General features: G+C 61.2%; 17 protein-coding genes. 8 read left to right on the top strand and 9 right to left on the bottom strand.

Annotation, left to right across the window (positions count from 1 at the left end):
- Positions 1-101 precede the first annotated feature (101 nt).
- From KI610_RS19330 to KI610_RS19295, 8 genes are all read right to left on the bottom strand, one after another.
- A complete protein-coding gene (locus tag KI610_RS19330; RefSeq protein WP_226496562.1) occupies positions 102-506 on the bottom strand; it encodes a bacteriohemerythrin in 405 nt (134 codons plus the stop codon).
- Positions 507-847: 341 nt separating this feature from the next.
- A complete protein-coding gene (gene pepA / locus KI610_RS19325) occupies positions 848-1672 on the bottom strand; it encodes a flocculation-associated PEP-CTERM protein PepA (protein ID WP_226496561.1) in 825 nt (274 codons plus the stop codon).
- A 5-nt stretch (positions 1673-1677) separates the two neighbouring features.
- Positions 1678-1971, bottom strand: a complete 294-nt coding sequence (locus tag KI610_RS19320; protein WP_226496560.1) for a hypothetical protein — start codon at positions 1969-1971, stop codon at positions 1678-1680.
- Positions 1972-2017: 46 nt separating this feature from the next.
- On the bottom strand, positions 2018-2410 hold the full coding sequence (locus KI610_RS19315; RefSeq protein WP_226496559.1) for a VOC family protein: 393 nt from the start codon (positions 2408-2410) through the stop codon (positions 2018-2020).
- A gap of 244 nt (positions 2411-2654) precedes the next feature.
- The gene (locus KI610_RS19310) at positions 2655-2912 is read right to left on the bottom strand and encodes a DUF2442 domain-containing protein (RefSeq protein ID WP_226496558.1); all 258 of its coding nucleotides are present in this window, start codon (positions 2910-2912) and stop codon (positions 2655-2657) included.
- Entirely contained in the window at positions 2884-3045 is a 162-nt protein-coding gene (locus tag KI610_RS19305; RefSeq protein ID WP_264179110.1) for a DUF4160 domain-containing protein, read from the bottom strand. The genes KI610_RS19310 and KI610_RS19305 overlap by 29 nt, the downstream gene beginning before the upstream one ends.
- A 151-nt stretch (positions 3046-3196) precedes the next feature.
- Positions 3197-3787 carry a DUF429 domain-containing protein gene (locus tag KI610_RS19300; protein WP_226496556.1) on the bottom strand — a complete coding sequence of 197 codons (591 nt, stop codon included), beginning with the start codon at positions 3785-3787 and terminating at the stop codon, positions 3197-3199.
- An 87-nt stretch (positions 3788-3874) separates the two neighbouring features.
- Entirely contained in the window at positions 3875-5491 is a 1617-nt protein-coding gene (locus tag KI610_RS19295; protein WP_226496555.1) for a helicase HerA-like domain-containing protein, read from the bottom strand.
- Between the two features lie 159 nt (positions 5492-5650).
- Here KI610_RS19295 and KI610_RS19290 point away from each other — a divergent pair, with 159 nt between their 5' ends.
- The 8 genes from KI610_RS19290 to ruvB all read left to right on the top strand — a co-directional run bounded on the left by KI610_RS19290 (position 5651) and on the right by ruvB (position 11611).
- A complete protein-coding gene (locus tag KI610_RS19290) occupies positions 5651-6376 on the top strand; it encodes a YebC/PmpR family DNA-binding transcriptional regulator (protein ID WP_226496554.1) in 726 nt (241 codons plus the stop codon).
- 72 nt (positions 6377-6448) lie between these two features.
- Positions 6449-6925, top strand: a complete 477-nt coding sequence (locus KI610_RS19285) for a hypothetical protein (protein WP_226496553.1) — start codon at positions 6449-6451, stop codon at positions 6923-6925.
- Positions 6926-6954: 29 nt separating this feature from the next.
- Positions 6955-7461 carry a 3'-5' exonuclease gene (locus tag KI610_RS19280; protein WP_226496552.1) on the top strand — a complete coding sequence of 169 codons (507 nt, stop codon included), beginning with the start codon at positions 6955-6957 and terminating at the stop codon, positions 7459-7461.
- A 6-nt stretch (positions 7462-7467) separates the two neighbouring features.
- Positions 7468-8319 (top strand): DMT family transporter, encoded by an 852-nt coding sequence (locus tag KI610_RS19275; protein ID WP_226496551.1) that lies wholly within the window; start codon positions 7468-7470, stop codon positions 8317-8319.
- Positions 8316-8855: a crossover junction endodeoxyribonuclease RuvC gene (ruvC, locus tag KI610_RS19270; RefSeq protein WP_226496550.1), complete on the top strand. Its 540-nt coding sequence runs from the start codon at positions 8316-8318 to the stop codon at positions 8853-8855. Before KI610_RS19275 ends, ruvC begins: the two co-directional genes overlap by 4 nt.
- Before the next feature lie 49 nt (positions 8856-8904).
- The gene (ruvA, locus tag KI610_RS19265) at positions 8905-9486 is read left to right on the top strand and encodes a Holliday junction branch migration protein RuvA (RefSeq protein WP_226496549.1); all 582 of its coding nucleotides are present in this window, start codon (positions 8905-8907) and stop codon (positions 9484-9486) included.
- On the top strand, positions 9486-10541 hold the full coding sequence (locus KI610_RS19260) for an AI-2E family transporter (RefSeq protein WP_226496548.1): 1056 nt from the start codon (positions 9486-9488) through the stop codon (positions 10539-10541). The genes ruvA and KI610_RS19260 overlap by 1 nt, the downstream gene beginning before the upstream one ends.
- Positions 10538-11611, top strand: coding sequence for a Holliday junction branch migration DNA helicase RuvB (gene ruvB, locus KI610_RS19255; protein WP_226496547.1), 1074 nt, complete (start codon positions 10538-10540; stop codon positions 11609-11611). Before KI610_RS19260 ends, ruvB begins: the two co-directional genes overlap by 4 nt.
- Here ruvB and KI610_RS19250 read toward each other — a convergent pair whose 3' ends face one another.
- Positions 11612-13093, bottom strand: coding sequence for a sensor domain-containing diguanylate cyclase (locus KI610_RS19250; protein WP_226496546.1), 1482 nt, complete (start codon positions 13091-13093; stop codon positions 11612-11614).
- Positions 13094-13098: the final 5 nt, after the last annotated feature.

Here is a 13098-nt window from a genome sequence, read left to right as displayed (position 1 = left end):
GGTCAACCGGATTTTTTACCTGAAACGTAAATGATGGCCAAAAAAAACCGGGCGGCAGGGCCGTCCGGCAAAAGAGTGGGGAGACGGGGGTCTCCCCACTTTCAGGGTTGCATGGACGAGAGGGTCGGGCCGTATTTGCGATCGACGTGCGGGATATGTTCCTTGAGCCAGTCGCGCAGGAAGGCGGTGGTTTCCTCGGTGATCTCGGTGGCCCCGGCATGGAACTGCTGTTGCAGGTTAACGCAGGTTTTCACCAGTTTTTCGTGTTCAAGGCGATGCAGATCCAGGGCCGGGTAGGCGGCCTTGCGCATATTTTCCTCCTCAGCCCCGAAGTGTTGGGCGACGAAGGCGATCAGGCCATCCAGGGAGCGGCCGATGGAGCCTCGTTCGCCACTGCCAACCGAGGCATGCAGCCCGTTGAGCAGCCCGAACAGGTGCTTGTGTTCCTCGTCGTGCTGCGTGACGCTGGTGCCGAATTCCTCAGGGGTCCATTTGATCAAAGACATGGTTAGCTTCCTTTTGTAGAACAGGTTGACGATGGTGTCTGTGCGGCGCGCCTGAAGCAGCGGCGGCACGACGGCCGGAACGAAGCCTAAATAATTCCAATGGCATGCACAATAACGCGATGGTCATACGCCGATGGGCAGAGGACTGACGATTTATTGTTGTTTAACAAATGCTTGGCGAGCTCCGCCGATCTGCCTTGTCGGGTGGTGGCGACATGTTTTTTTGCGTGGATCGGCAATTCCCACGGTCAACCGGATTTATGGCGTGAAACGTAAAAAAGGCTCACCAATGAAAATGGCGCGAACGATGTCGCGCCATTTTCATTGGGCAGAACGGTCGATCAAATGTGCTCGGGTCCTTGCTGCGAACGACGCCGACGGGCAACGGCGGCAACCACGCCGAGTCCGGCCAGCAGCATGGCTGACGACTCGGGTTCGGGTACTGCAGAAATGGTCACCGAGCCCCTGTCCTGGACGGTATACGCCAGGGGCGAGAGCGAAACCGGACCGCTCGAACAGGCCTGGGCCAAGCCGCAGACAATCCCCGAAATGATCGGACCATCGGGGATGCTCGGCTGATTGAACAGGGCCAGTTCGAGCTGAACGTTCGAGAGAGTCGCCATATCGGTGCCGGCGGCGTTGAAGAGATAACCCTCGGCAAAGCTGCCGGCGATGCCGCGGGCGTTCACAATAAACAGCCCCTGATCGTTTGCCAGGTAGCCGTCGACAATCTCGAAACTGGCGAAGCGGGTGCCATTGTCGGCGCCATAATGGGTCGCGCCGGTGCCGAAATCGAGATTGGCGTCGGAGTACAGATCGATCCGTCCAGCCGACATGCGCAGCGCACTTTGGTCAAGAAAGTTGCCGGAACCGGAAACCGAATAGCTCACGGTGATTTCATGCGCACCGAATTGCGTACTGCCATCCGTGTTGAGCGCCCGATAGGCGCCATGTTCAATGAAACTGAACAACCCCGGCGCGTTGTCGTCAGGCTGTACCTGCACGAAGCCTACGCCGTTGACATCGAGCGCCGAGACGGCCGTCGCACCGCCAGCGCCACTACCGGCCGAATTGATCTGCCAATCATTGGCCGCCAGGGCTGACTGAGAGGACACAGCAATGGCCAGAATGCTCAGGCCGTACATCATTTGTCGAAGAATACGCATGACTTTCAGATTGCTTTCTTGAGTGTATTGAACAGAGGCCTGTATTGACTACAGCGCCGCAGGTAAGGCATCCGGCCACCGAAATCAAGGTCACCGGAATATGCCAAATGAAAATGCCGGGCGATTTTATCTTCGTCGAGAGAAATGATATTGATATATATCATTTGAATTCGCGGCACATGCCGGTGTCGGCTCACCAGCAAGGCGCTAACTGCATGAAATCGCCGCTTGGCGGGATTGCTACGGTCAACCGGAAAAAAGGGCCAAAAATGAAAATGGCGCAGGAGGTTCCGCGCCATTGTTTTGAGTTGAGCCGATCAGGGCGTCAAAGTCAGGCCGCGCCTTTCACCGGGCATCCGCTCCGGTTTTTGCGGCGGGTGAGCAAAACCAGAGCTTGTTGCCCTCGCTGTCGAGAAAACTGCCAACGTAGAAATCGCCATAAACCTGCACCTCGTTGGCAATCACAACGCCGCGCGCCTGCAATGCCTCCTGCGTTGCCGGAGCATGATCGGTGGCCAGCGTAACGCGTGGATTCGGGAGTTCCGTCGGCGCCGCCCAGTCCGGCTTGAGCATCAGGATCACCTGACCCAGCCACCAGCCAACCCGTTCTTCGCCCTCGAAAGCCGGCTCCAGGCCGAGCGTTTCCTTATAGAACCGATTGGCCCGATCAATCTCCCTGACGGCCAGGGCAACAACCTTGACCCGCTGAATGCCGAGGGGCGGTAGTGTCTGGCTCATGATCTCCCTCCTGTTTTTGAACGCTGGCACAGCATTCAGCCATGCCGTTTTCCGTCTGTGGTGGACAATTTCAATCGGCTGAAATTCCCGTTTTTCACACGAATGGGGCGCCTATGCGCCTTCACCGCCGATGCCACGGTCAACCGGAAAAAACGCCCAAAAATGAAAATGGCGCAGGAGGTTCTGCGCCATTGGCTTGAGTCGATCTGGAGAATAAATTTACGCTGGCTTTTGAAGCATTTTCTCAGCCCCCTGATTTGGCTACCAGCGGGAATGTGTCTGGCTGGCGAATTGACGCCAGCGAGAGATCGATATCCAGTTCGGGCCAGTAAAGATGTTCAGGCGTGGGCCACTCGACATGAGAAATCTGATCAATCGTGGCGCGACGGAACCAGGGGAACTGCTCAAACGGCAGAAGAACCTCTTCATCGGCCAGCAGCAACCAGAATCCGTGTTTCGAAACGTGGGTGACTTCAGGCGCCGAAATGACTGTGCCAGGCATTGGTAATCTCCCCAAGATGGTTTTCGACAATGGATTGCGCTTCGCGAAGCAGGCGTTGGTTGAGACCAACCGATGTTGCCAGATGAACGTTCGGTGTCAGCCAGAACTTGGCTTCGCCGTCGGGGTGTGACACGTGGACATGGATGCGTGGCTCTTCCCGTGAAAAGAAGAAAAGCCGAAATTGACCATCGCGAAGAACTGTAGGCGCCATGCCTATACTTTACACCGTGCGCAAAGGGAGGCCGTGGTGAGAGCTGGGGTAACCGGTCTGTCCCTTGTTTTGTTCATTGGCATGGGAACCAGTAAGAAACGACATGGCCGCTTGGGAAAAATGGGGCAGTCTCATCTAGCAGGAGATCGCGCCAGCCTGAGAAATGCGCCACTGTGGCCCAAGCTGAAAATGCAGCGAGTGCGGCGTCGCGCTCATGCTCGGTGGGCGGGTTGGGAAGATATAGCTCGAGGAAGTCACTCGCAGCGGGATGGACCCGAAGAAGAGCCTTCGGGTGTGCTTCCGTCACACTGGCAGACGGCCATAGATTTGCAACTTGGTGTGCAGCGAGTATGCCTTGAACCAAGCATGCACCGCGCAACGAATTAACATGCCCGACTGTGCCCGAGTGTCCGCCAGCAGCACAAACAAGCTTGCGAATGCACGCATCAGCACTGCGATCACCTTCCATTACCCAGAAAAGCGGCGCGTCAATTCCGACTGCTATGGGCATCGCGCCGCCCGAGCGACTTGCTTCATTGAGCGCATTGGACGCGCTTGACGATACACCCGTCTCAAGGGCTACAGGGGTGCCAGACTCACCGATACGCAAGGTTGCCCAGCCAAAGCTCTTCTGGCCACCTGGATCAAGTCCAATAAAGTTCATGCTGCTCCAAAGGCATAACGGCAAAACTCATACGAGCGCGGTCAGGCCACAAATTAGGGAAAACGGGAATACGGGGCTGACTATCATTCAGCGCCTTCCGCCGAGTATTGACCCCAACACCCCCCGCAAAATCTGCTTGCCAATCTCCCGGCCAACCGTCCCGGCAACGCCGCGCGCCGCGCTTTTGGCGGCGCTTTCGAGGACGCCTTCGCGGCGTCCGCCGCGCGGGCCGGTGGTGCCGCCGAGCAGGTCGCCGATGCTGCCGAAGATGCCGCCGGATTCTTGCAGTGCCGGGGCGCTTTCGCGGGGTTGCGGGGCGGGTTCGCGGCGCGTCGGCTCCTGATTGGCGCTGTTGCCCCAGTCGCTGTCGTTGAGATTGCCGCCGGCCGGCGGGGCGGGGATGGCGCCGGGGGCGGCTTGCGTGGCGGCGGGTTTGCCGCGCAGGATTTCGTAGGCGGATTCGCGGTCGATCGTGGTGCCATAGGTGGCGAGCAGCGGGCTCGATTTGATGAAGGCCTGGCGTTCGTCGGCGGTCAGTGGGCCGAGGCGGGAAGCGGGCGGGAAGATGAAGCCACGCTCGACGATGGTCGGTCGGCCTTTTTCGTCGAGGAAGGAAACCAGGGCTTCGCCGACGCCGAGTTCGGTGATCGCAGTGGCCGCATCGAATTTCGGGTTGGCACGCATCGTTTCGGCGGCTGCCTGAACGGCTTTCTGGTCGCGCGGGGTGAAGGCGCGCAGGGCGTGCTGGACGCGGTTGCCGAGCTGGCCGAGGATTTTTTCCGGGACGTCGAGCGGGTTCTGCGTGACGAAATAGACGCCGACGCCTTTGGAGCGGATCAGGCGGACGACCTGCTCGACCTTGTCGGTCAGCGCCTGGGGGGCGTCGCTGAACAGCAGGTGGGCTTCGTCGAAGAAGAAGGCGAGCTTGGGCTTGTCGAGGTCGCCGGCTTCGGGGAGTTGCTCGAAGAGTTCGGAGAGCAGCCAGAGCAGGAAGGTGGAGTAGAGGGCCGGGGCTTGCACGAGCTTTTCGGCGGCCAGCACGTTGATGACGCCGCGGCCGTTTTCATCGACTTTCATGAGGTCGTTGATGTCGAGCATCGGCTCGCCGAAGAACTGGTCGCCGCCTTGTTGTTCGAGCGTCAGCAGGCCGCGCTGGATGGCGCCGATCGAGGCCGAGGCGACGTTGCCGTATTCGGTGGTGAAATTCTTGGCGTTGTCGCCAACGTGCTGGACCATGGCGCGCAGGTCCTTGAGGTCGAGCAGGAGCAGGCCCTGGTCGTCGGCGATCTTGAAGACCAGTTGCAGGACGCCGCCTTGCGTGTCGTTGAGGTTGAGCAGGCGGGCAAGGAGCAGCGGGCCCATGTCGGAAACGGTGGCACGGATCGGCACGCCGTTTTCGCCGAAGACGTCCCAGAAGGCGACCGGATTGGCGTAGGGGGCGAAGCCTTCAAGACCGAGTTCGGCGATGCGTTTGAGCAGCTTTTCCGAGGGGCTGCCGGCGGCGCCCATGCCCGAGAGATCGCCTTTCACGTCGGCCATGAAGACCGGCACGCCGGCGAAGGAGAGCCGTTCGGCCATCGATTGCAGGGTCACCGTCTTGCCGGTGCCGGTGGCGCCGGTGATCAGGCCGTGGCGGTTGGCCATCTGCGGCAGCAGGGCCGGGTAACCGTCTTCGGATTTGGCGAGGTACATGGGTTCGGACATGACGGCAGACTCCAGCGGGAAAGGTATTCCGGCATTCTAGCAACGCTGCGATGGCGCTTTGTTAAATAGCGTAAGTTGGCGTGCTACGTCGGCCTGACGGGAAGCCGCCGGGCGAGTAAAATCACGCCTTCTTCGTTATTTGCATTCAGGGAAAACAGCATGGCTGGTCATTCCAAGTGGGCCAATATCCAGCACCGTAAAGGTCGCCAGGACGAGAAGCGCGGTGCCGCCTTCTCGAAGATTGCCAAGGAAATTACCGTTGCGTCCAAGATGGGCGGCGGCGACATCAACTTTAACCCGCGCCTGCGCGTCGCGGTCGACAAGGCCAAGGGCGTCAATATGCCCAAGGACAAGATCGACACGGCGATCAAGAAAGGGACCGGCGAGTTGGAGGGCGTCGAGTACATCGAGATCCGCTACGAAGGCTACGGCATCGGCGGCGCGGCGATCATGGTCGATTGCCTGACCGACAACAAGGTGCGCACGGTGGCCGAAGTTCGCCACGCGTTCTCCAAGTTCGGCGGCAACATGGGTTCCGACGGTTGCGTTGCTTTCCAGTTCAAGCATGTCGGCCAGATGATTTTTGCCCCGGGGACCGACGAAGCGGCGCTCATGGATGCCGCCATCGAAGCCGGCGCCGACGACGTGACGACCAACGACGACGGCTCAATCGAAGTCCTGACCCCGCCGAACGACTACATGGCCGTCAAGGATGCGCTTGAAGCCGCCGGCTTCAAGTCGGAATTCGGCGAAGTGACGATGAAGCCGGAAGGCGAAAACGTCTTCGCGGGCGAGGAAGGCGTGAAGATGCAGAAGTTGCTCGACGCATTGGAAAACCTCGACGACGTGCAGGAAATCTACACCACGGCCGTCATCGAAGACTGACGTGCAGCGAGGTGCGTCGCCCTCGGGTGGCGCGCCTCGACCCAGCATTGCCGTTGCAGCCAAAGGACTTCCATGAATCTACGTTCGCTCACCCTTGTCCTGTTCGCTGCCACGCTGAGTCTTGCGGCCTCTGCCGGCCAGCTGGCCTGCCCCGAACTGGCCGCCACCGTCCAGGTCAATGCCTGCCCGAGCGAAGAAGAGCTCAAATTCACCTACAACGGTTATTGCAGCGATAACGCCAAGGCCTATGCCAATCAGACCGATTCATGCGTTCGCTACGAAGACTATCGCCAGATGAAGAACACGGCGCGCTGGGAATCGAAGGATGGCGAATTCGACGGCTATGTCTCCTGCGATCTGCCGGCCGACAAGTTCAAAGGGCTCAAGGCGACGAGCATGAAAGTCGTGGCGCAGGGCAAGCTGACCAAGCTGGTGTGCACCTACCCGAGCGGGATCAACTTCACCTACCGGACCAAGGGCGCCTGCAAGGTGGTCGATGCCAAAGCCTGCGCCGCCGATGCGGCCAACTGCCAGGCGGCCTGCGACTGAAATCCGAGACGCACGAGGCGCGGCAGGCCATGACGCTGCCTATCATCATCGACATCGAAGCCTCGGGCTTCGGCAAGGGCAGCTATCCGGTCGAGATCGGCTATTTCATGCCGGACGGCAGCTCGTTCTGCACACTGATCCGTCCGGAACCGGGGTGGACGCATTGGGACAGTTCGGCCGAGGCGGTGCATGGCATCGCCCGTGAACAACTGGCCAGCCACGGAAAATCCGCCGTCGATGTCTGTCTGGCGCTCAACCGCGGCCTGCGCCGCCAGCGTGTCTATTGCGACGCCTGGTCCTACGACTACGTCTGGCTCAGCGTGATGTACGACGCGGCCGATCTGGTGCCCTCGTTCGAGTTCCGGGATATCCGCGAACTGCTGTCCGAGTGCGAGAAATCGCTGTGGCACGCCACCCGGGCAGTCGTTGAAGCGCGCCTCGCGCTGCGTCGGCACCGGGCCAGCGGCGATGCGCGAACCCTCTTTGAAACGCTGCTCGAAACCCGCCGGCAATGCACCGGCGAACTGAGCGTCTGACTCTTTATGCAACGCTTTTACCCCTTTCTCTTCGTCTTCCTGTGGAGCACCGGTTTCATCGGCGCCAAGCTCGGTCTGCCTTACGCCGAGCCGCTGTCCTTCCTGCTCAGCCGTTATGGGCTGGTCATCACGCTGATGCTGCTCATCGCCCTGGCGACCCGGGCGCCCTGGCCGGAAAAGCCGCGTGACTGGCTGCACATCGGGGTTTCCGGCGTGCTCGTCCATGCCGTTTATCTCGGTGGCGTTTTCGTCGCCATCAAGCACGGCCTGCCGGCTGGGGTGACGGCGCTGGTCGTCGGTATGCAGCCACTGCTGACGGCTTTTGGCGCCGGCTGGCTGCTTGGTGAGAAAGTGAGCACTCGCCAATGGGCAGGGCTCGGGCTCGGTTTCGTCGGCGTCGGCCTGGTTGTTTCGGGAAAGCTCGGCGACGGCGCGCTCGGGCCGATGCTGATTCCGGCGGTCGTCGCACTGCTCGGCATCACGGCCGGCACGCTGTACCAGAAACGTTTCTGCCCGAAATTCGACCTGCGCACCGGCTCGGTCATCCAGTTCGTGCCGACGGCCATTGTCACGGCGATTGCCGTTGCCGTCTTCGAGGATTACCGGATCGACTGGAATGGCCAGTTCATCTTCGCCCTCGGCTGGCTCGTGCTCGTTCTTTCGCTCGGCGCCATTAGTCTGCTCAATCTGCTGATCCGCAGCGGCAGCGCGGTCAATGTCGCCAGCCTGTTCTACCTGACGCCACCGACGACGGCCCTGATCGCCTATTTCATTTTTGGCGAAAATTTGACGTTGACCGCAGCATTCGGCATGGTCGTGGCCGTGAGTGGCGTTTATCTGGTGGCGAGGACGAAATGAGCATCACCGCACCGCGTATTCTTGGCATCGATCCCGGTCTGCGGATCACGGGCTTTGGCGTCATCGAAATGCATGGCAATAAGCTCGTTTATGTCGCCAGCGGCTGCATCAAGTCGAACGACAAGGAGTCGCTGCCCGACCGCATCAAAACGCTGTTCGCCGGCATCAGCGAAGTGATCGCCACCTACGCGCCGAATCAGGCGGCGGTCGAAAAAGTCTTCGTCAACGTCAATCCGCAATCGACGCTGCTGCTCGGCCAGGCCCGTGGTGCTGCGCTCAGTGCGCTGGTCCATGCCGGTCTGCCGGTGGCCGAATACACGGCGCTGCAGACCAAGCAGGCCGTCGTCGGCCACGGCAAGGCGGCCAAGGAGCAGGTGCAGGACATGGTTGTTCGTCTGCTCAACCTGCCCGGCGCGCCGACGGCAGACGCCGCCGATGCGCTGGCCTGCGCCATCTGCCACGCGCATGGCGGGCAGGGGCTGGGGGCGCTGGCGACGGCCGGCTATCGCGTTCGTGGCGGACGGCTGGTAGGATGATAGACTGTGTGAAATTACAGTACTTTCTCCAGAAAGAGATGACCCGGAAATGATCGGAAGACTGACCGGCCTGATCGCCGAAAAGAACCCGCCGCAGATCGTGCTCGACCTCAACGGCGTCGGCTACGAGCTCGATGTGCCGATGAGCACCTTCTACAACCTGCCGGCGAGCGGCGAAAAGGTCACGCTGCTCACCCACTTTGCGGTGCGCGAGGACGGTCATTTTCTCTACGGTTTCCTGAGCGAAGCCGAGCGCTTCGCCTTCCGCCAGTTGCTCAAGGTCTCCGGCATCGGCGCCCGCACGGCGCTGTCGGTGCTCTCCGGCCTGTCGGTCAATGACCTGGCCGCCGCCGTGGCGCAGCAGGAACTCGGCCGGCTGATCAAGGTGCCGGGCATCGGCAAGAAGACGGCCGAGCGCCTGCTCCTCGAACTCAAGGGCAAGCTGGCCGACACCATCGGCGGCGTTTCACTGCACGCGGCGGTCGACGATGCCAAACAGGATATTTCCAACGCCCTGCTCGCCCTCGGCTACAACGAGAAGGAAGCGGCCGCGGCAATGAAACAGCTGCCGGCCGACATCGGCACCTCGGACGGCATCCGGGCGGCCCTCAAGTTGCTGTCGAAGGTCTGATGATCGAAGAAAACGATCCCAAGCGACTGGCGCAAATTGCGCTGGTGGTGCTCCTCATCATCGGCTGCATCGCGCTCCTGCTGCCCTTCATCGGTGCCGTGCTGTTCGCTTTCGTGGTCTGGATGTGCACCTGGCGCTTCTACGCCGAAAAACTGCTGCCGCGACTCGGTGGGCGCGACACGCTGGGCGCTTCGCTCATGACGCTGGCGCTGGTCCTCGTCATGCTGTTGCCGACGCTTTTCCTGGCCGGCTCGCTGGCCAATGGCGCCGACAACCTGATCGATTTTCTCAAGCCCTACATCGAGCAGGGCCTGCCCAACGATCCGCCGGGCTGGCTGATCGGCCTGCCGTTCGTCGGCAGCGAAATCGACGCGACCTGGCATCGTCTGGCCGGCAATCGCGAGGAACTCAATGGCCTGGTCAAGCAGATGATCGCGCCGGCCCGCCAGTTCGCGCTGGCCCTCGGCGGCATCGCCGCCAATGGCCTGCTGCAACTGGCGCTGGTCCTCTTCGTGACTTTCTTTTTGTATCGCGACGGTGCGGCGATCAGCAACGCGCTCTACGTCGGCGCCCGCAAGCTCGGCGGCGAGCTCGGCGAAAACATGATGGACAAGGCGCGCGGCACGGTCGTCGGCGTCATGCTCGGCATCGTCGGCACGGCGGCAGCGCAGGGTACGGTGGCCATGATCGGTTTCCTGATTGCCGGCGTGCCGGCCGCCATGCTGCTCGGCTTCGCCACCTTTTTCCTGTCGATGATCCCGGTCGGCCCGCCGCTCATCTGGGGCGGCGCGGCGGCCTGGCTGTACAGCGAAGGGCAAACCGGCTGGGCGATTTTCATGGTGCTCTACGGCCTGTTCGTGATCAGCAGCATCGACAATTTCGTCAAACCCATCCTGATCGCCCGCGGCGCCGGCATTTCCATCCTGCTCATCGCCCTCGGCGTATTGGGCGGCGTGCTCGTCTTCGGCTTCATTGGCATCTTTCTCGGCCCGGTTTTGCTGGCGCTCGGCGACATGCTGCTGCAACGCTGGCTGCGTGAGGAACCTTTCGCATGATCGAAACCGACAAACTGAGTCCCTCGGCGATTCCCACGGTCGACCGGATAATTGCCCCAAATTCGAAATCGGCCCAGGAAGAAGCGCTCGAACGCGCCCTGCGCCCCAAGCGGCTGGCCGACTACACCGGTCAGGTGAAGATCCGCGAACAGCTCGAAATCTTCATCCAGGCTGCCAAAAACCGCAGCGAATCGCTCGACCACGTGCTGCTCTTCGGCCCGCCTGGGCTGGGCAAGACGACGCTGGCTCACATCGTCGCCGCCGAAATGGGCGTCAACCTGCGCCAGACTTCCGGCCCGGTGCTCGAACGAGCCGGCGACCTCGCCGCCATCCTGACCAATCTCGAACCGCATGACGTGCTGTTCATCGACGAAATCCATCGCCTGAGTCCGGTCGTCGAAGAAATCCTCTACCCGGCGCTTGAAGACTTCCAGATCGACATCATGATCGGCGAAGGCCCGGCTGCGCGCTCGGTCAAACTTGATCTGCCGCCCTTCACGCTGGTCGGCGCGACAACCCGCGCCGGCATGCTGACCAACCCGCTGCGCGACCGCTTCGGCATCGTCGCCCGCCTTGAGTTCTACACGGCCGAAGAACTGCAGAGCATCGTCAGCCGTTCCGCCGCGCTGCTCAACGCGCCGATCGATCCGGAAGGCGCCTTCGAGATCGCCAAGCGCTCGCGCGGCACGCCGCGCATCGCCAACCGCCTGCTCCGCCGTGTTCGCGACTACGCCGAGGTCAAGGCTGACGGCAACATCACGCGCCAGGTGGCCGATGCCGCGTTGGTCATGCTCGACGTCGACTCGGCCGGGCTCGACATCATGGACCGCAAGCTGCTGTCGGCCATCATCGACAAGTTCGGCGGTGGCCCGGTCGGCGTGGACAACATTGCCGCCGCCATCGGCGAAGCGCGCGACACCATCGAGGACGTGCTCGAACCCTATCTGATCCAGCAAGGCTATCTGCAGCGCACGCTGCGCGGCCGCATCGCGACGCCGGCAGTCTATCGCCACCTCGGTCTGGCCGAGCCAGCCAGCGCGGTCGTTCGCGACCTGCTGGCTGATAGCTGATCAGGCTGCGTTGTCGCTCGGGGCGGAATCACCAGCCAGGCAGACGCGATTGCGCCCGGCGGCCTTGGCCGCATAGAGCGCCGCATCGGCCCGATTCACCGTATGGTCAGTCGATTCGGTGCCGTCGAACTGGCTGACGCCCAGGCTGATGGTGACCCGGATTGACGGGGCTTCCGGGCATGGAATGGCTTCTGCTATGGCCAGCCGGAGTTTTTCGGCGATCTGGCGACCCTCTTCGGCGGGGCAGCCGGGCAGCACCATGAGAAATTCCTCGCCACCCCAGCGCACGGCGAAATCGGCGGCGCGCAGCGTCGAGCGCAACCGGTGCGCGACGCTGGTCAGTACCTCGTCGCCAACGCGGTGGCCATAACGGTCGTTGATGCTCTTGAAATGGTCGATATCGGCGAGCAGGACGGTAATGGCTTGCGGGTTGCGCCGATAGTTGGCCATCAATTTGTCGATCAGGATGCTGAAGGCGTGGCGATTGAGGAGGCCGGTCAGTTTGTCGGTCGACGCCATTTCCTCGATCCTCGATTGGTAATGGCCGAGGGCAAGGTAGGTCAGGAAAATCACGACCAGCGTGACGGCCAGGCTGATCGCCAGATTGACATAAAGTGTCTGGCGAATGCCGGCCAGTGACACATCCTCGTTCTGCTCGACGAACAGGTACCACTTGAGTTCGGAAACGTAATTGACGTTGAGAATGTGGTTGTCGCCGCCATCGAGGAACTGATACGAGCCGCTGCGTTCGGCCAGGATGCGGTCAAGGATCGTGGCCATCCCCGGTCGGCTGCGCAGATCCGGCGCCTGGCCTTTCTGGCCACCGTGGAGGACAACGCGACCGCTGGCGTCGGCAAAGTAGATGGTGCGCTGGAAGCGGGCCTGATATTCCTGGATCAGGCGGCGAACCGAATCGACAGTCAGGCCGATGCCGGTGGCGCCGATGTATTGCCCGGCAAAATCGGAAACGCGGTAATTGATGAAAATGGTCAGCTTGTCGTTGTTGGCGAGATCCGGATCGACATTGATTTCATAGTCGTCCGGCATATTACGCACCCGGTAGTACCAGGCATCGCGCGGTTCGGCTTCGGATACCTGCTTGAAAGCGCCTTCGCCGGTGTAGTAATTCCCAGTCTTGTCGGAGACGAAGAAGCTGCTGAAAGCTCTGTTGCGCAGTTTGACCTCGGCCAGGTAACGGGCCAGTTCGCTGACCTCCTTTTCGCCCCTGAGCACCCATTCGCGCAGGAAAGTGTCGTGGGCCATGGTCGACGAAATGAGAACGGGCCGGACCAGATCCTTCTGGATTTCCGAATAGATGTTGCTCGAGGTCAGCGGCAGATCCTGGCCGATGATGGCGCTGCGGATGGCTTCCTTGGAGACGAAATAGCCGAACAGCGTTGTGGCGAAAAAGCCGGCACTGAGGAGCAGGCTCAACAGCAGGATCAGGCTGCGTCGATCAACGATTTTGAAATGACGGGGCATAAGCG

The sequence above is a fragment of the Ferribacterium limneticum genome (assembly GCF_020510565.1).
In the GTDB taxonomy this organism is placed as follows: domain Bacteria; phylum Pseudomonadota; class Gammaproteobacteria; order Burkholderiales; family Rhodocyclaceae; genus Azonexus; species Azonexus limneticus_B.
The sequence above is the reverse complement of the archived record's forward strand: the minus strand, read 5'-3'. Positions and strand labels throughout refer to the sequence as shown.